The organism is Bailinhaonella thermotolerans (assembly GCF_003594875.1).
Lineage (GTDB): Bacteria > Actinomycetota > Actinomycetes > Streptosporangiales > Streptosporangiaceae > Bailinhaonella > Bailinhaonella thermotolerans.
Map to the genome: position 1 here is coordinate 172,941 of NZ_QZEY01000003.1, position 15,526 is coordinate 188,466.

The 15,526-nt window shown below is 73.5% G+C and carries 20 protein-coding genes; 10 read left to right on the plus strand and 10 right to left on the minus strand.

The window, feature by feature from the left end; translation table 11 throughout:
- Positions 1–22: 22 nt before the first annotated feature.
- On the plus strand, positions 23–1,612 hold the full coding sequence (locus D5H75_RS10040; RefSeq protein WP_119926554.1) for a GTPase: 1,590 nt from the start codon (positions 23–25) through the stop codon (positions 1,610–1,612).
- Between the two features lie 49 nt (positions 1,613–1,661).
- Here D5H75_RS10040 and D5H75_RS10045 read toward each other — a convergent pair whose 3' ends face one another.
- The 3 genes from D5H75_RS10045 to D5H75_RS10055 are packed head-to-tail and all read right to left on the minus strand — an operon-like array spanning position 1,662 to position 3,086.
- The gene (locus D5H75_RS10045; RefSeq protein ID WP_242454111.1) at positions 1,662–2,162 is read right to left on the minus strand and encodes an SRPBCC family protein; all 501 of its coding nucleotides are present in this window, start codon (positions 2,160–2,162) and stop codon (positions 1,662–1,664) included.
- On the minus strand, positions 2,159–2,752 hold the full coding sequence (locus tag D5H75_RS10050) for a TIGR03086 family metal-binding protein (protein WP_119926135.1): 594 nt from the start codon (positions 2,750–2,752) through the stop codon (positions 2,159–2,161). The genes D5H75_RS10045 and D5H75_RS10050 overlap by 4 nt, the downstream gene beginning before the upstream one ends.
- Positions 2,745–3,086 (minus strand): ArsR/SmtB family transcription factor, encoded by a 342-nt coding sequence (locus tag D5H75_RS10055; RefSeq protein WP_119926136.1) that lies wholly within the window; start codon positions 3,084–3,086, stop codon positions 2,745–2,747. The genes D5H75_RS10050 and D5H75_RS10055 overlap by 8 nt, the downstream gene beginning before the upstream one ends.
- Positions 3,087–3,211: 125 nt before the next feature.
- Between D5H75_RS10055 and D5H75_RS10060 the strand changes: the two genes are divergently transcribed.
- Both D5H75_RS10060 and D5H75_RS10065 read left to right on the plus strand, forming a co-directional pair.
- The gene (locus D5H75_RS10060) at positions 3,212–4,156 is read left to right on the plus strand and encodes a class I SAM-dependent methyltransferase (RefSeq protein ID WP_242454112.1); all 945 of its coding nucleotides are present in this window, start codon (positions 3,212–3,214) and stop codon (positions 4,154–4,156) included.
- Positions 4,153–4,716: a GNAT family N-acetyltransferase gene (locus D5H75_RS10065; RefSeq protein WP_202638014.1), complete on the plus strand. Its 564-nt coding sequence runs from the start codon at positions 4,153–4,155 to the stop codon at positions 4,714–4,716. Before D5H75_RS10060 ends, D5H75_RS10065 begins: the two co-directional genes overlap by 4 nt.
- A gap of 76 nt (positions 4,717–4,792) precedes the next feature.
- On the opposite strand, the gene D5H75_RS44010 is transcribed toward D5H75_RS10065, so the two are convergent.
- The 5 genes from D5H75_RS44010 to D5H75_RS10090 form a co-directional block, all read right to left on the minus strand.
- The gene (locus D5H75_RS44010) at positions 4,793–5,935 is read right to left on the minus strand and encodes an MFS transporter (protein ID WP_119926139.1); all 1,143 of its coding nucleotides are present in this window, start codon (positions 5,933–5,935) and stop codon (positions 4,793–4,795) included.
- Between the two features lie 93 nt (positions 5,936–6,028).
- Positions 6,029–7,216 carry a M20 metallopeptidase family protein gene (locus tag D5H75_RS10075; protein ID WP_119926140.1) on the minus strand — a complete coding sequence of 396 codons (1,188 nt, stop codon included), beginning with the start codon at positions 7,214–7,216 and terminating at the stop codon, positions 6,029–6,031.
- A gap of 253 nt (positions 7,217–7,469) precedes the next feature.
- The gene (locus D5H75_RS10080) at positions 7,470–7,880 is read right to left on the minus strand and encodes a hypothetical protein (protein WP_119926141.1); all 411 of its coding nucleotides are present in this window, start codon (positions 7,878–7,880) and stop codon (positions 7,470–7,472) included.
- A 63-nt stretch (positions 7,881–7,943) separates the two neighbouring features.
- Positions 7,944–9,533, minus strand: a complete 1,590-nt coding sequence (locus D5H75_RS10085) for a hypothetical protein (protein ID WP_119926142.1) — start codon at positions 9,531–9,533, stop codon at positions 7,944–7,946.
- A complete protein-coding gene (locus tag D5H75_RS10090; protein ID WP_340137758.1) occupies positions 9,530–10,579 on the minus strand; it encodes a maleylpyruvate isomerase family mycothiol-dependent enzyme in 1,050 nt (349 codons plus the stop codon). Before D5H75_RS10090 ends, D5H75_RS10085 begins: the two co-directional genes overlap by 4 nt.
- On the opposite strand from D5H75_RS10090, the gene D5H75_RS41400 reads away from it, so the two are divergent.
- From D5H75_RS41400 to D5H75_RS10120, 7 genes are all read left to right on the plus strand, one after another.
- On the plus strand, positions 10,554–10,769 hold the full coding sequence (locus tag D5H75_RS41400; RefSeq protein WP_202638016.1) for a hypothetical protein: 216 nt from the start codon (positions 10,554–10,556) through the stop codon (positions 10,767–10,769). The genes D5H75_RS10090 and D5H75_RS41400 overlap by 26 nt on opposite strands.
- 100 nt (positions 10,770–10,869) lie before the next feature.
- Positions 10,870–11,394 carry an Asp23/Gls24 family envelope stress response protein gene (locus D5H75_RS10095; protein ID WP_119926144.1) on the plus strand — a complete coding sequence of 175 codons (525 nt, stop codon included), beginning with the start codon at positions 10,870–10,872 and terminating at the stop codon, positions 11,392–11,394.
- Positions 11,391–11,927 (plus strand): Asp23/Gls24 family envelope stress response protein, encoded by a 537-nt coding sequence (locus D5H75_RS42830; protein WP_242454113.1) that lies wholly within the window; start codon positions 11,391–11,393, stop codon positions 11,925–11,927. The genes D5H75_RS10095 and D5H75_RS42830 overlap by 4 nt, the downstream gene beginning before the upstream one ends.
- A 96-nt stretch (positions 11,928–12,023) precedes the next feature.
- Positions 12,024–12,212 (plus strand): hypothetical protein, encoded by a 189-nt coding sequence (locus tag D5H75_RS10105; protein ID WP_119926145.1) that lies wholly within the window; start codon positions 12,024–12,026, stop codon positions 12,210–12,212.
- The gene (locus D5H75_RS10110; RefSeq protein ID WP_119926146.1) at positions 12,209–12,550 is read left to right on the plus strand and encodes an Asp23/Gls24 family envelope stress response protein; all 342 of its coding nucleotides are present in this window, start codon (positions 12,209–12,211) and stop codon (positions 12,548–12,550) included. Before D5H75_RS10105 ends, D5H75_RS10110 begins: the two co-directional genes overlap by 4 nt.
- Entirely contained in the window at positions 12,547–13,164 is a 618-nt protein-coding gene (locus D5H75_RS10115) for a DUF6286 domain-containing protein (protein WP_119926147.1), read from the plus strand. The genes D5H75_RS10110 and D5H75_RS10115 overlap by 4 nt, the downstream gene beginning before the upstream one ends.
- An 8-nt stretch (positions 13,165–13,172) precedes the next feature.
- On the plus strand, positions 13,173–13,745 hold the full coding sequence (locus tag D5H75_RS10120; protein WP_119926148.1) for an alkaline shock response membrane anchor protein AmaP: 573 nt from the start codon (positions 13,173–13,175) through the stop codon (positions 13,743–13,745).
- A 25-nt stretch (positions 13,746–13,770) separates the two neighbouring features.
- Here D5H75_RS10120 and D5H75_RS10125 read toward each other — a convergent pair whose 3' ends face one another.
- Positions 13,771–14,949, minus strand: coding sequence for a hypothetical protein (locus D5H75_RS10125; RefSeq protein WP_242454114.1), 1,179 nt, complete (start codon positions 14,947–14,949; stop codon positions 13,771–13,773).
- Positions 14,946–15,497 carry a DUF4365 domain-containing protein gene (locus tag D5H75_RS10130; protein WP_119926149.1) on the minus strand — a complete coding sequence of 184 codons (552 nt, stop codon included), beginning with the start codon at positions 15,495–15,497 and terminating at the stop codon, positions 14,946–14,948. The genes D5H75_RS10125 and D5H75_RS10130 overlap by 4 nt, the downstream gene beginning before the upstream one ends.
- Positions 15,498–15,526 lie beyond the last annotated feature (29 nt).

Consider the following 15,526-nt stretch of genomic DNA (forward strand, 5'->3'; position numbering starts at 1 on the left):
GTACGCCGGGGAGGTGGGCCCGGTGAAGGTGCTCGGACGGGTCTCGCCCGGCGAGGCGCTGGGAGAACGGCTGGACGCGCTCGCGGAGGCCGCGGACCTGGCCGAGGGACGGCTGGACGCGGAGGACGTCGAGCACGCGCGGACCGTCGTGGCGCGGGCCGGGGCGCGGCGGGCCCTGTCCGTCGCGCACACGGCGGCGGCGCTCGCGGGGGCGACGGGGAGCGGCAAGTCCTCGCTGTTCAACGCGCTCGCGGGGGAGGACCTGTCCCCGGTGGGGGTGCGCCGCCCGACGACCTCGGCCGCCCGCGCCGCCGTGTGGGGCGCGGAGGGCGGCGGGCCGTTGCTGGACTGGCTGGAGGTCCCCTCGCGCCACCAGGCGGAGGACGGCGACCTGGCCGGGCTCATCCTGCTCGACCTGCCGGACCACGACTCCATCCGGCTCGACCACCGCCTGGAGGTGGACCGGCTGGTCGAGCTGGTGGACCTGCTCGTGTGGGTCATGGACCCGCAGAAGTACGCCGACGCGGCCGTCCACGAGCGCTACCTGCGCCCCCTCGCGCCTCATCGCGACGTGATCGTGGTCGTCCTCAACCAGGTGGACCGCCTCGGCCCCGACGCCGCCGGCCGCTGCCTGGCCGACCTGCGCCGGCTGCTCGACGAGGACGGCCTGGCCGGCGTACCCCTCCTCGCCACGTCCGCCAAGACCGGCGAGGGCCTGCCCGAGCTCCGCGACCTGCTCGCCGCCCGCGCGGCGGCTCGCCGTACCTGGGCGGCCCGGCTCTCGGCCGACGTGGAGGTGGCCGCGGACCGGCTCCGGGGGGACCCGCCGGCCCCCTCGCTGCCCCGGGTGGACGGCCGCGATCTGGAAACCGCCCTGGTCGACGCGCTGTCGGAGGCGGCCGGGGTCCCCGCGGTGGCCCAGGCCGTCGGGCGGGCCCACCGGCACCGCGCCGTCCTGGCCGCCGGCTGGCCGGTCACCCGCGGCCTGCGCCGCCTCCGTCCCGACCCGCTGGGCCGCCTCCGCCTGGGCACGCCCGGCCGCACGTCCCTGCCCGCCGCCACCTCGGTCCAGCGCTCCCGCGTGGACACCGCCGTGCGCGACGTCGCCGACGCCGCCTCCCGGCTGCTGTCCCGCCCGTGGGCGGAGGCCGTACGGCGGGCGGCGCGGTCCAACGCGGGGACCCTCGCCGACGCCCTCGACCGGGTGGTGAGCGCCACCGGGCCGAAGGTCTCCCGCGCGCCGCTGTGGTGGCGGGCGGCGGGGGCGCTGCAGTGGCTGTTCCTGGCGGCGGCGGTCTCGGGGGCCCTGTGGCTGGCGGCGCTGGCCGTCCTGGGGTACCTGCGGCTGCCCGAGCCGCCGACGCCCACCGTCGGCGAGCTTCCGCTGCCGACGGCGCTCCTGGGCGGCGGGATCCTGGCCGGGCTCCTGCTGGCCCTCCTCGCCCGGGCGGCGGGAGCCCTGGGCGGGGCCCGCCGCCGCAGGAGGACCGCCCGGCTCCTCCGCGCCCGGATCCAGGAGGTCGCCGAGACCCAGATCCTCGCCCCCGTCCGGGAGGAACTGGACCGCCACGAACGGACGGCGGCCCTCCTGGAACGGGCGAAGTCCCCCTGACCTCCCGGCCGGCCGCGCGCAGACCTCAGCGGCCGGCCGCGCGGGGACCTCAGCGGGCGGCCGCGCGCAGAATCTCGTCCGCCTCGGGCAGCACCTCGTCGAGGCGGTCGTACCCCTCGGCGACCCCGCGCGCCATCGGGGACGCGATCACCAGATCGCGCGTCTCCCTGGAGGGGAACAGGAGCGTCGTCGTCAGGGTGGTCACGCCGTCCCGCTCGTCGAAGTCGTGGGTGACCAGGGACTCGCCCGGATACCAGTGATCGTCGAAGGACTCGGTGTAGGACAGCCGGGAGTCCGGGGCGACCTCGCGGTAGACGCCGGAGGAGGCCATGGCCGCCCCGCCGGGACCGCGCCAGACGAACTGCCACGCGCCGCCGGGCCGCAGGTCGACGCGCGCCTCGACGATGTCCCAGCCGTGCGCGCCGTACCACCGCGAGACCAGCTCGGGCCGGGTCCACGCGGCGAACACGAGGCGGCGGGGGGCGTCGAACGACCGTGTCATCACGATCGCCCGGTCCGAGGGCGTGCTGACGGAGACCGGCGTGGTCACGGCCGCCACGCGGGGTCGCGGCCGATGAAGGCGAGGAGCCGGTCCTGCGGCGAGGCGTCCTCGGCGACCTTCACCTCCGGGCCGAAGACCTCGACGTCCGGCCCGAACGCCCCCGGTGTCCGGAACTTCTCCATCAGGTCGGCGGGCAGCGCCCGCATCGCGGCCCAGGCGCGCTCGACGTCCTCGGGGTCGATCGTGTCGTCCTGCGACGTCGCCCGGGCCAGGTCCCAGCCGTGGAGCGGCAGGTCCTCGCTGACCACCTGGTCGATGTGCCGCTCGGCCGTCACGCGGCCGGAGGGGGTGTCGCACTCGCGGGTGGCCAGCGCTGGGTCGTCCAGGACCGCCTGCACGTCCGCCCGCGCCGCGCGGAAGGCGGCGAGCGGGTCGTCGTCGAGCGAGGGCGCGGGGCTGAGCTCGCGGCCCAGGGGGCGCAGCATCGCCGCGTGCATGTCGATGATGTGCCCGACGACGTCGCGGGCGGTCCACCTGGCGCACGGCGAGGGGTTGGACCACTGGTCCGGCCGGACCGCCGCGATCTTGCGCTCGAACTCGTCGGCCCGCCTGCGGTACCGGTCGGTGATCTCACTCATGAGGGGCGTCCTTCTCCTTGAGCTCGTCCAGCAGGGCGTCGAGGTTCCGGTAGCGGTGCTCCCAGAAGCCGCGGTAGTCCTCCAGCCAGTCGGTGGCCTCCTTGAGCGCGGCGGCCTCCAGGCGGCAGGGCCGCCGTTGCCCGTCCCTGCCCCGGGAGATCAGCCCGGCCCGTTCCAGCACCTTCAGGTGCTTGGTGATGGCCGGCTGCGTCATGTCGAACGGCGCCGCCAGCTCCGTCACCGTGGCCTCGCCCGACCGGAGCCGGGCCAGGATCGCCCGGCGCGTCGGATCGGCCAGCGCGGCGAACGTGGCGTCCAGCGTGCTCGTGCTCATCCGGTTCCTCGCTCCATCCGTTGATAACCGATCATTAATATAACCGATTGGTAAGATAAGTGATAGCCTTCTGATTAGAGCAACAAATGTTGACGTAGATGACGGAGGCAACATATGTTGCCTCCGTGGACGATGACGAGGAGGCCCGCCGTACGGCGGACGCGGTGGCGGGCGACGGCGGGATCGCGGGGCTGCGCCGGGTGTCCCGGGCGATCGGGGCCCTGGAGGAACGGCGGGCCGCGATCATCGGGGAGCTCCGGCGGGGGCGGCTGGCGAGCTGGGAGGAGATCGGCCGGGCCTGCGGCATGACGCGGCAGGGCGCCGCCCGGCGGTGGGCCCGGGCCGTCCAGGCCGGGTCGTTCGGGGACGCCGCCGCGGCGTACGAGCGGGGCCGGCCGGGGTACCCCGCGTCGGCGGTGGAGTGGGCGGTGCCCCGGGCGGCGCGCCGCGTGCTCGACCTCGGGGCGGGGACGGGGCAGTTCACGCGCCTGCTGGCCGAGGCCGGGCTGACGGTGTACGCCGTGGAGCCGTCCGCGCCGATGCGGGAACGGCTGGGCGCCCTGGTCCCGGAGGTGATCGTGCGTGAGGGCACGGCGGAGCGCATCCCGCTGGACGACGCGAGCGTGGACGCGGTCGTGATGGCGCACGCCTGGCACTGGGTGGACCCCGCGCTCGCCGTGCCCGAGGTCGCGCGTGTGCTCGTCCCCGGCGGCACGTTGTCGCTGCTGTGGAACCTGCGCGACCTCGACGAGCCCTGGTCCGCCGAGCTCGACGCGCTCATGCACCGCCACACCCCGCAGGAGTTCGACACCCGCCCGGAGCTGGGAGAGCCGTTCGGCCCGCCGGAACGCCTGGAGGTGCGCTGGACCCAGCCCATGACCCGCGCCGAGGTCGTCGACATGGTCGCCTCCCGCAGCTACGTGATCACCCTGCCCGAGAGGGACCGGCTCCGGCTGCTGGCCGACGTCGGGGAGTTCCTCGTCACCCACCCCGCCCTGCGCGACCGCGAGGAGATCGCCATGCCGTACATCACCCGGTGCAGCCGCTTCCGCCGCGAGGCCGCGGCGTGACGATCCACCTGCGCCGCCTCACCCCGGCCGACGCCGGGGAATACCGCGAGTTCCGCCTGGCCGCCCTGCGCGAGGCCCCCACGGCGTTCACGTCGAGCTACGAGGAGGAACGCGGCAAACCGCTCTCGACCACCGTGGACCGGCTGACCCGCGAGATCGTGCTCGGCGCGTACGGCGAGGGCGCGCTGCTCGGCGTCGCCGGCCTGTCCCTCCCCTCGCGTGGCCGCGAGCGCCACAAGGCCACCCTCTTCGGCATGGCCGTCGCGCCGCGCGCCGCCGGGCGCGGGATCGGGAAGGCCCTGGTGAGCGAGATCCTGGCCGTCGCCGAGGGAGTCGGCGGCCTCACCCAGGTCGCCCTCACCGTCTCCGAGGGCAACACCCGCGCCGAACGCCTCTACCGCTCCTGCGGCTTCGAGACCTGGGGGCGCGAGCCGCGCGCCGTCCTCGTCGACGGCCGCCCCATCGCCAAGCTCCACATGCTCCGCCTCCTCCGCCCGGCCGTCCTCGTCGACGGCCGCCCCATCGCCAAGCTCCACATGCTCCGCCTCCTCCGCCCCTGACGCGCGTACGGCCACGGCCCGCCGTACGGCCGGAGCCCGGCGGGCCAGGTGGCCAGGTGGCCAGGTGGTCAGGTGGTCAGGTGACCTGGGGTTCGGGGGCGGGGCGTACGGCGGGGCGCCGCAGGGCAGCCGGGACCAGGAGGAAGGCGGCGGCGGCCAGGGCGTAGGGCGCCTGGCCCGGGAGGGGGAGGACGGGCGTGGCGAGGGCGACGGCGACGGGGACGGCGGGCTGGGCCAGGCCCCAGGAGGAGCCGTAGAACGCGAACCAGCGGGGCCGGTCGGCCTCGGGGGCGGCGTCGGCGATGAGGGCGGTCCAGCGGCCGAGGAGGACGGCCATCGCCGCCGACCACGCCAGGTAGGCGGCGATGGTGAACGGGATCGGGAGCGGCGCGGCCAGGAACAGCGACAGCAGCGCCGCCACCGCCGAGCCGCCGGACAGGACGCGGCGGTGGGGCCGCGGGGTGAGGGCCCGGCGCGTGGCCCACATGACCGGCGGCGACAGGAGCGCCGCGGCGGTGAGGGTGACGCCCGGGACCCAGGCGGGCGCGCCGCGCTGGAGCAGGGCGGCCTGCGTGAACATGGTGATCGCCAGGTGGCCGACGGCGAAGAGGGTGGCGGCGGCGGTGTCCCTGAGCAGATCGCGCGGGGGACGCCAGCGCGGCCCGGACCGCCGCGCCCGCGGGCCCCCGGCCGGCAGGAAGAGCACCGCCACGGCCGCCGCGGCGAAGCAGGTGACCGCGTCCACGACGACCAGCCAGCGCACGCCGACCGGCAGGAGGACCGCCGCGATCACGCCCGCGACGGCCCCGGCGGCGACCAGGGACGCGCCGAGCAGGCCGAACACCTCCTGCCTGACCTCGCCCTCGGCGGTCTCGGCGATCAGCTCCGAGGTCGCCGGCTCGTAGATCTCGAAGGACAGCCCGAGCAGCGCGACCGAGATCAGCACCGGGACCGGCTCCCAGGAGAGCGACAGCGCGGTCAGCGCCAGCCCCGTCGAGGCCAGCCCGAGCGCGACCACGGTCCGGGGCGGGAGCCGGTCCAGCAGGAACGCCCCGCCCCAGCGCGAGATCAGCGTGGCGACGCCGAAGACGACCAGGACGAGCGGCGCCCGCGCGGGCCCGGCGAACACCGCCAGGAACGCGATGGCGTAGGCCCCGACCTGGTTGAGAACGCGGACGCAGAGCAGCGCCTTGGCGGCGCGCGGCAGCGAGGCGAGCACCTGACCCCCCGACGGCGGAAACCGGATGATTCGGACGAACAGCCAGAATTCTGTCAGTCGCCCCCGACAATTCCGGGGTTCCGCCGAGCGCGGTCAGGAGGCGGCGAGGCGGCTCAGGGCGAGGTTCGCGAGGACGGCGGCCGCGTCCGGCAGGACCGCGTCGTCGAACACCGCCTCAGGGGAGTGGTTGTAGGCGGCGGTGCCCGGGTCCAGCTCCGGCGGGCACGCGCTGAGCAGCGCGAACGTGCCGGGCACCGCGTTGAGCACGTACGAGAAGTCCTCCGCCCCGGTGATCGGGTACGGCGCCCAGAGGAAGTTCTCGGAGGTCTCCTCGATCACCTTCGCGGTGAAGTCGGTCTCCGCGTCGTGGTTCACCGTGACCGGGTACCCGTCGGCGTAGTCGACCTCGACGCCCAGCCCGTGCGCCTCGGCGACGCCCCGCACCAGCCGTACGACCTCGTCCTTCACCCGCGCGTGCGCCCACTCGCTGAAGGAGCGGATCGTGGCCTCGAAGGCCGCGTCGTCGGGGATGACGTTGTCGCGGGTGCCGGCGTGGAACTGGCCCACGGTGACCACGACCGGGTCGAACACGTCGAACTTGCGCGTGACCAGGGTCTGGAGCGCGGTGACCATCTCGCAGGCGACCGGGATCGGGTCCTTGGCTCGGTGCGGGGCCGAGGCGTGCCCGCCCGCGCCCTTCACCGTCACGCGCAGCACGTCCGCCGCGGCCATCATCGGGCCCCGGCGGGTCGTCCACCAGCCGCGCGGCAGCACGGCCGAGGTGACGTGGATGCCGTACGCCGCGACGGCCCGCTCGCCTGACGCGTCGAGCACGCCCTCCTCGATCATGTAGCGGGCGCCGTGGTACCCCTCCTCGCCAGGCTGGAACATCAGGACCACGTTCCCGGCGATCTCCTCGCGCCGCGCACCCAGCAGGTGGGCGGCCCCGACGAGGGCGGCGGTGTGCAGGTCGTGCCCGCAGGCGTGCATGGTGGTGCCGGTCTGGGAGGCGTAGTCCACGCCGGTCGTCTCGGTGACGGGGAGCCCGTCCATGTCGGCCCGCAGCAGCACCGTCGGCCCCGGCCGCCCGCCGCGCAGGACCCCGGTGACGGAGCTGAGGGCGGTCCCCGTGGTGATCTCCAGCGGCAGACCGGCGAGCGCGTTCAGCACCTTCTCCTGGGTGCGCGGCAGCTTCAGCCCCACCTCGGGTTCGCGGTGCAGGTCGCGGCGCAGCCGTACCAGGTCGTCGTGCATGGCTTGGGCGTCTGTGAGAACCGACATGACCGCATACTCCCTCATCCGCGAGGTTTTAGGGAGATCGCCTCCCGGGGAACGGCGGATCTTCCCGGCCGCCCGGCCCCCGGGGACGGCCGGCCCCGGGAACGGCGGATCTCCGGGAGAGGGGGTCTCCCGGAGATCCGCCGGCCCGGTGCCGGCAAGCGGTCCAGCCGCGGGCGGTCCAGCCGCGGGCGGTCCAGCGGCGGGCGGTTCAGCGGCGGGCGGTTCAGCCGTGAGCGGTCCAGCGGCGGGCGGTTCAGCGGCGGGCCTTGCGGAGCCCGATGTACTGGAGCTCCGCGAAGCCGAGCACGACCGCCGCGATGAAGAGCACGTAGCCGACGCCCAGCGCGTTCAGGTCACCCGCCCAGCCGGCCACGAGCACGATCACGCTGTCCACGGTCCACAGCGCGTTGATGATCACGGCCGCCCACGCGCCCTTCCTGGGGACCTCCGGGCGGGTCGCGATGTAGGCGAGGAAGGCGACGTACGGCAGGAGCACGAGCCCGGCCCCGCGCAGCAGCCCCTCCGGGAGCCCGGTCAGGTCGTGCAGGAAGCCGGTCAGGCCCACCCACATGAGCGCGCTGGCGCCGGTGAGGATCGCGTCCAGGAGCAGCACGCGGCGCAGGAAGGTGTCGGTGCGGGGGGCGGCGGTGGTGACGGCGGTCATCGTCTTCTCCTCCTCGGGGAGCGCCGGGGCTTTTCGGCGCCCCGGCGGTTCGGATGACCTCATTCAGCCCCGGGAACCGCTGCCACCCGCATACTCTTCACTGCCAGTTCCACTGCCGATGTCACTGCCATTCACTGCCAGACCCTGGCGGAGGTCCGCCGCGACGAGTTTGGCGGCCGCGTTCTGCCAGTTGTAGAGCGTGCGCTCGGGCACCTTCTGGATGAACCAGTCGAACGCCTCCCGCTCGGTCGGCCCGAGTCCCGTACGGCTCGCACCCCGCCGGTACGGCCGGATGCCCGCGACGTACGGCCAGTAGAGCGCGTTGTAGTACCGCCACTCCTCGCTCGTCCCGAAGTCGTCGTCACCGTCGCGCGGCTTCAGCCGGCCGATCGCCTCCAGCAGGATCGCCTTCAGCTCCGCCGCGCGCTCCAGCGGCTGGTCCGGCGCTCCGCGGCGCGCCAGCCGTACGTCCACCTCGGGCAGGTTCACCAGCGGGCTGCTCATCAGCTTGGCCAGGTCCCCGTAGTTCGCCAGCGCGCGCCGCGTCAGCTTGGCGAACTCCACCTCGTCGTACGCCATGGGGGCGGCGCTCTCGTCGCGCCGGGGCAGCGCCTCCGCCGACTCCCGCAGCTCGGCGGTCTCCCTGGCCACCGCCTTCGGCAGCGCCAGCCGGTCGAACGCGGCGTGCAGCGGCCCCGACAGCACCTGGACGGCGGTGGCCGCCGCCACCGACCCGAGCAGCAGCACGGCGAGCGCCGGCGTGGACCCGCCCTGCGCGAGCATGACGAGCCCGACCTGCCCGCCGAACACCGCCGCCACCACGGCCGCCGCCAGCAGCGACCGCAGCATGTCCCGCCGCAGCGTCTCCCCGGCCTCGAAGGCGTTCGACATCGCGATCGCCACGCCCAGCAGCAGCAGGTCGAAGTCCAGCATGAGCAGGAACACCGGGTTCCCGAGCGGGCCCACCGGGGCCAGCGTGAGCGCCGCCCCGAGCCCGAAGAACAACGTGGCCAGCAGGAGCAGCCACCCCGCCGGCCTGGGCCGCAGCGCCTCCCGAGCCCGCACCACCCGGACCAGCGCGTACGCCAGGGGGACCAGCAGCACGACGGCCAGCGCGATGGCCAGCCCGGGGGCGAGGCCGGGCTCGCCGTCCGGCGTGAAGCGGAGGACCCAGGGGCCGAGCGCCGCCATCAGGAAGTCGATCACCGCGCCGAACGGCCCCTCCACGTCCACGACGATGAACATCTCGGGGCCGTCGGGGGAAGCGGACAGAACCGTCGCGGAGTAGCCGTTGGCGCGTATCTCGTCGGCCATGCCGCTGACCGACACGTTCAGCGAGTGCAGGAGGGCCACGGTCACCACGACGAGCGCGGTCAGCGGGAGCCAGACCCAGCGGCGGAACCGGCGGAAGCGCTCTCCGCCCGGCACCAGCGCCAGGCACACGCCCGCCCACGCGACCGGCGGGATCGCGATCAGCACGATCTGGAGCCCGGCGAGGTACGGGCGGTCCACGAACGCGACCCCCAGCGCGAGCGCGTACGCGATCAGCCCGATCCCCGTCAGCCGCGCGACCGGGCTGCGGGGCTCCCGCGCGACGACGTACAGCCCGAGCCACCAGGTGAGGCCGAACGCGACGACGAGCAGCACGTTCACCTGGTCGCCCTCGCCAGCGCCCCCCGCAGCGCGGCCGCCGCACCGTGGTCGCCGGTGATCGACACCGCGCTCTCCGGCCGCCGGCCCCACATCCACAGGCACACCTCGGACGGGTCGCCGGACACCACCGCGTCCAGGTCCTTCACGCCCTCGGCCACGCTCGGGTCGCGCACGACCTCGACGGACTGGGGGAGCAGCGAGACGCGCCACTCGACGCCGCCCGCGCTGATCCCGACCACCTGCCCGGACCCGATCGGCTCGGAGCCCTCCACCGGGCGCCCGAAGTCCTCCCCGACGCGCGCCGCCAGCCGGTACCCCAGCCACAGGTCCAGCAGCTCGTCCACGCCGTCGATCGCCAGGTCCTCGTCGAGGCCGGACGCGTCGCCGTACGCCAGCTCGACGTCCACGCGGTGCACGGAGGTCTCGTGCGCCATCCGCCGCCACCAGAACCCGGCCGTGCGGTCGCGCGGCCACCACGTCGCGCGCGGCTCGGCCGGGTTGAAGGAGGCCATCGTCGCGTGGAGCGTCGCCGCCTGCCGCGCGAACCAGCTCACCAGGTCGGCCCCCTCGGGGGGACGGCGTTCCCACTCGCCGGGCGGCGCCTGGTCCCGCAGCCACCCGGTCACCCGGGCGTACACGCTCCCCAGATGCCGCACGACCTCCCCGGCCGTGAATCCCGGACAGCAGGGCACCGGGGCGTCGAGATCGCGATAAGTGACGAGATCGGCAAGACAGGCCGTCTCATCCCGGAACACATCTAAATACCGATGAGGATTCATCGCCCCCAGTCTCCCGCGAGACCCGACGAACGGGCAAAGACCCTCTCGCAACGTCAACCGAACCCCAACCCCGCCATGATCAGCGCTCTTTCCGAACCCAGGGCGCGCCCAAACCCGCCCGATCACCCCGGGCGGACGACGCCCTCCCGGGGGAGATGGGGTTTGGGGATCTTGGGTGGGGTTGGGGGGCGAAATCGGGGTTTCTCGGGGTAGGGGGCGGTGTAGTGGGAAGGGGGCTGAGATGAGTGAGATGACGCGAGAGGACATGCGCGCGCGGCTCGCGGAGATCGACCGGGAGATCGCGCAGCTTCGCGGGGAACTGGGCGGGCAGCTCGACGGGCCGGTGGACGCGGTGGACTCCTCCCAGAACCTCCAGGCGTACGAGGAGCAGATGGCGCTCATCGCGAACCTGGAGGCGCAGCGGTCGGCCCTGCGGGAGCGCTTGGGCGAGGACTGACCCGCGACGACGTTTGAGCTGGGGACATTGCAGTCAGTTATCTGGGTATAACGCGACGTGTGTGGCCATAGGGGGACAAGGCCATCTCAGGGGGGAAGCAATGACCGAGTCCAAGACGGATACGAAGTTCCCGCAGCAGCGGGCGGCCGCCGAGGGCAAACGGGGGGACCAGCAGAGCCCCCTCGTCACCTCGCAGGGCAAGACCACGATCGCGGACGCGGTCGTCGCCAAGATCGCCGGGATGGCGGCCCGCGAGGTCTCCGGCGTCCACGACATGGGCGCGGGGGCCGCGCGGGCGTTCGGCGCGGTGCGCGACAAGCTCCCGGGCATGCAGGGCCAGAGCCCGACCCAGGGCGTGTCGGTCGAGGTCGGCGAACGGCAGGCCGCCGTCGACATCGACCTGATCGTCGAGTACGGCGTGGCCATCCCCGACATGGCGTCGGCCGTACGGAAGAACGTGGTCCAGGCGGTCGAGCGGATGTGCGGCCTCGAAGTGGTCGAGGTCAACATCAACGTCGGCGACGTGCACCTGCCCGGCCAGGACGACCAGAAGCAGCAACAGCAGCAGAACCGCCGCGACGACAAGAGCGGCGGCGACGGGGGCAAGGAGTCCCGGGTCGCATGAGCGACGACGGCGAAGTCGCGCGCCGCGCCGTCGAGCGCGCCACCGCGTGCCCCGGCGTCGCGGGGATGTCGCGCGGCATGTTCGGGGTGGCCGCGACGTACCTGCCCGGCGGCACGGTGGACGGTGTCATGGTCCGGGACGACGAGGTGGAGGTCCACATCGTCGCCAGGCCGGAGCGGCCGCTGCCGGAGATCGCGGAGGACGTGCGCGCGGCGGTGGCCAAGGAGATCCCCGGCCGCCCCGTCCACGTCTACGTCGAGGACATCGAGCCCGGCGGCGACGGCGCGGAGCCCGGCCGCGGCGGCACCGAGCCCGGCCGCGGGAGCGCCGGGTCCGCCCGGAGCGGCGCCGAGTCCGGCCGGAGCGGCGCCGAGTCCGGCCGGAGCGGCGCCGAGTCCCGGGGCGGTGGCGCCGACGCCCGGGGCCGCGAGGCCGAGCCCGGCAGCCGCGACGCCGGGTCCGGTGGCGGCTCGTCCGCCGCCCGGGCGGGGCGCGAGGCCGGCGAGGGCGGAGCCCGCAAGGCGCGGACATGAGCGGAGTTCTCGCGACGGGGGTCTGACAAAACGGGGGTCTGAGACAAGGGGCCCGGCGCCCGGGGGACCGGGTTCGGGGCCCGAGGGGGGAGCATCATGAACGTCTCACTGTGGCCGATGGTCGGCCTCGGATTCGGAGTCGCGCTCGGTCTGGGCGGGGCGATCGGCGGGGTCGGCGGCTTCGTGGCCGTGCTGATCTTCGGCGTGCTGGGATTCCTCGCCGGCCGGGTGGCCGAAGGCGAGCTCGACCTGGGCGCCCTGTTCCAGAAGCGGAGCACGCAATGACCCTGCCGCCCGAAGAGCGGGGCCGGACCCGGGTCGGCGAGAACGTCGTCGCCCGGGTCGCCGCCCGCGCCGCCACGGAAGTCGATCACGCGAGCGGCCTGGACCAGCGCGTGATCAGGCTCGGCTCCGGCCACGACCGCGACGCCAAGGCCGCGGCCTCGGTCACCGGCGACGTCGCGGTGCTCCGGCTCCACATCGCCGTCGACTACCCCTCCCCGGTGTGCCAGGTGGCCGACGCCGTACGACGTCACGTCACGCGCCGCGTCCACGGCCTCACCGGGCTCCGCGTGGAGCACGTGGACGTGGACGTGGACCGATTCACGAGGGAGCAGTCATGACCTCGGTCCCCGCGCCCGGCGCCCACGTCAGCGCGCCGGCCCAGTCCGGCGCCCCCGGCAGCCGCGGCACCCGCGCCTTCCGGCCGCGCCGCATGATCACCTCGATGATCGTGGCCCTGCTGCTGACCGCCGCCGCGGTCCTGGGCCTGGTGGAGGTCCTGTCCGCGCTGTTCGGCCGGCCCGTGAACGTCCTGCCCGTACGGCAGGGCGCGAACTGGCTCCGGTCCACCCCGTGGAACGACCCCGCGGTGATCACGACCGGCGTGGTGCTGGCCCTGCTGGGCCTGCTGCTCCTGGCCCTGGCGCTGCTGCCCGGCCGTACCCGGATGGTGCCGCTGGTCAGCGACGACCCGGACCTCATCCTGGGCGCAACGCCGCGCAGCGTGAACCAGATGCTCGGCGTCGCCGCGCGCGACGTGAGCGGCGTCAGCTCCGCCCGGACCCGCGTCCGCGGCAAGAAGGTCCGGGTCGACGTGGACACAAGCGTCCAGGACACGGACGACCTGCGGAACCGCGTGACCGAGGCGGTGGAGGCGCGCCTCGCCAACCTTCAGCCCCTCCAGAAGCACCGAGTGAAGGTCAACATCCGCCGGCACGGCGGAAGACTGCGCTGAGGGCGACCATGAACCGTCACAAGTCCCACATCAACCGAACGGCCCTGACCCTGGTCGGCCTGGTGCTCCTGGCCGCCGGCGCGCTGGCCCTGGCCAAGGCGCTGGGCGCCTTCGGCCGCCGGACCGGCCACCTCATGACCCCGGCCATGGAACGCTTCGCGGCCCAGCACCAATGGTTCTGGTGGGCGGTGGCGGCCGGCCTCCTGGTCCTCGTGGTCCTGGGGCTGAGCTGGCTCCTGGCCCAGGGCGGCTCCGACCGGGTCCGCGGCGGCCTCCACCTGGCCGACGGCCCCGACGGCGTGACCCGCATGAACGCCGGCGCCGCCACCGACGCCGTGACCTCCGAGCTCAAGGCCCTCCCCGGGGTCCAGGACGCCCACACCACCCTGGCCGGCACCCCCGACAAGCCCTACCTCCGCGTCAACGTCACCATCGACGAGTCCACCGACGTGGCCTCCTTCCGCACCCGCCTGCGCAACCACGTCATAGCCCGCCTCCGCACCGCCCTGGAACTGGACCACCTCCAGTCCCTGGTCCGCCTCCGCCTGGCCAACACCCCCAAACCCCGCGACCTGGCCTGACCTCTCTGGGCGACGTTGGAGACGATCAGTCGTCGCCCAGGCCTGGGATGACGTAGAAGGACGTGAGATGCCTGAGAGAACGACGAGTCCCACGGATCTCCAGGTCGCCGGTGGCTGTGACCTGAAGACCTGACTCGTGCGCGCGAAGAGCCATCGTGTAGTCGGCCTCGCCTAGTTCGATCCGCACGCGTCGCGCTTGCCCGGTGTCGTCGTCCACACCCTGGATGACCGCCTCGCCCGGCCCCAGCTTCCCTTCGCGGAACAACCGGACGACCAGGCCTGTCACGGTCACTGCGGGCCTGGACTTCCTCGTTCGCAGGAAATCGGCGGCCTCGGAGAGGATCCGTTGCTGACCCGGGGTGATCCGGAGGCCTCTGGGCTCTTGAGCTCCGCGGGCCAGGGGAGATTGGGAGAAGCGGATCTGGTAGGCGTCCCGATCGGGGCCGCCGAGCAGACTGAGCGCTTCCAGTTCGGTCGCGTTGGCGTTGCTCTCATCCGGATGCCCGAACGATGAGATGGGCTTCCTCCCGTCACTGACGTCGTCGGCCAGTCGCTTCGCCGTTTCCGCGACGGCGAGCATCCTGCTGGCGACCTTGCGTCCGAAGGGCTGCGATGGAACGTCGAGTAGAGGGATCTGATCCGCGAGGGCGTCACCGAACTCGTCTGTGCCCGACTCGGCCAAAGGCAGTGCCAGCGATAGGACGAAGCTTCCGGGGTGGGCGGATACGCGCGTTCGCGCCGCATACGACTCGGCCCGTTGTGGGAGCCGTGATGGCAGCACGAGAACCTCATTGTCCAAGGCCGCGGCAGAGGCGATGACATAAGAGCGCAGCGCGGAGATCGCCGCGTGGGCCAGGAGCAAGGGGGCTTCTCCCGGTGGCGCGTCAGGCGTCAGTCGTACAGAGACGTTGTCGGCACCCCCGAACCGGATGTCCGAGACCACCTCGTCGGGCAGTCGTTCCTCCAGATACGCGACAGCCCTGATCGCCTCATTTATTCGCTCCGCGTAGTCGCGGACGTTCTCACTCGCCGGAAGTACGACGCGAATCTGCTGGTCTTGCGCATCCGGACCGGGGCGCCAGAGCGTCGTCCGGCCGTCATCATCCTCCAGGTCCCAACCGGCGCCTCGCAGGTATCCGGTAAAGGTGGCCAGCCCGGGGACTGCCATAAGGTCCTCCCCAGCAGTGTTGCCCAAGGTAGTCACGCTATCTCCCACGCGTCCACGAGCGGCACCGGTGTGGACCTGCGGACTCCGTGTTTCTCCAGCATGCGCCGGAGCCCGTCGGGGTCCAGGGTGTTCGCCGCGGGCAAGCGCACCACTTGTGTCTTGCCGTTCGTGGTCGCCGGCAACCCCTCCAGGGAGACCCAAGCCCCGCAGCCGACAAGGAGCGTGCCGTCGTCCACAAGACGGACGTACTCCCCGTCCTTCGGCATCCCGATGACCGCGAGAATCCTGCGGATGGAGTGGTCGTCCCGCCTCAGCACCTCGTAGGTCTCGACGTCGAGGTCGAAGTGGTACACGTCTCCCACCCGGCGCAGGTCCGTCGTGGTCTTGACCTGAACGAGGACTGTGGGGTTGTACGTGCCTGCGTGATGCCCCCGCAAGGAAAGCTGCACGTCCGCTTTCTGAAGGTCGAGGGTCGCGGGCTTACCGTGCAGGATCCCGCAGCCTGCCGCGACCGCCTCGATCCAGGCCTCTCCGAAGTCCCCCTGCAGAGCGTTCTGCTCGTGCTCTCGCGCGGGGAAGACCATATGTCTCTCCGAGGGGGGGTGGGGATCGG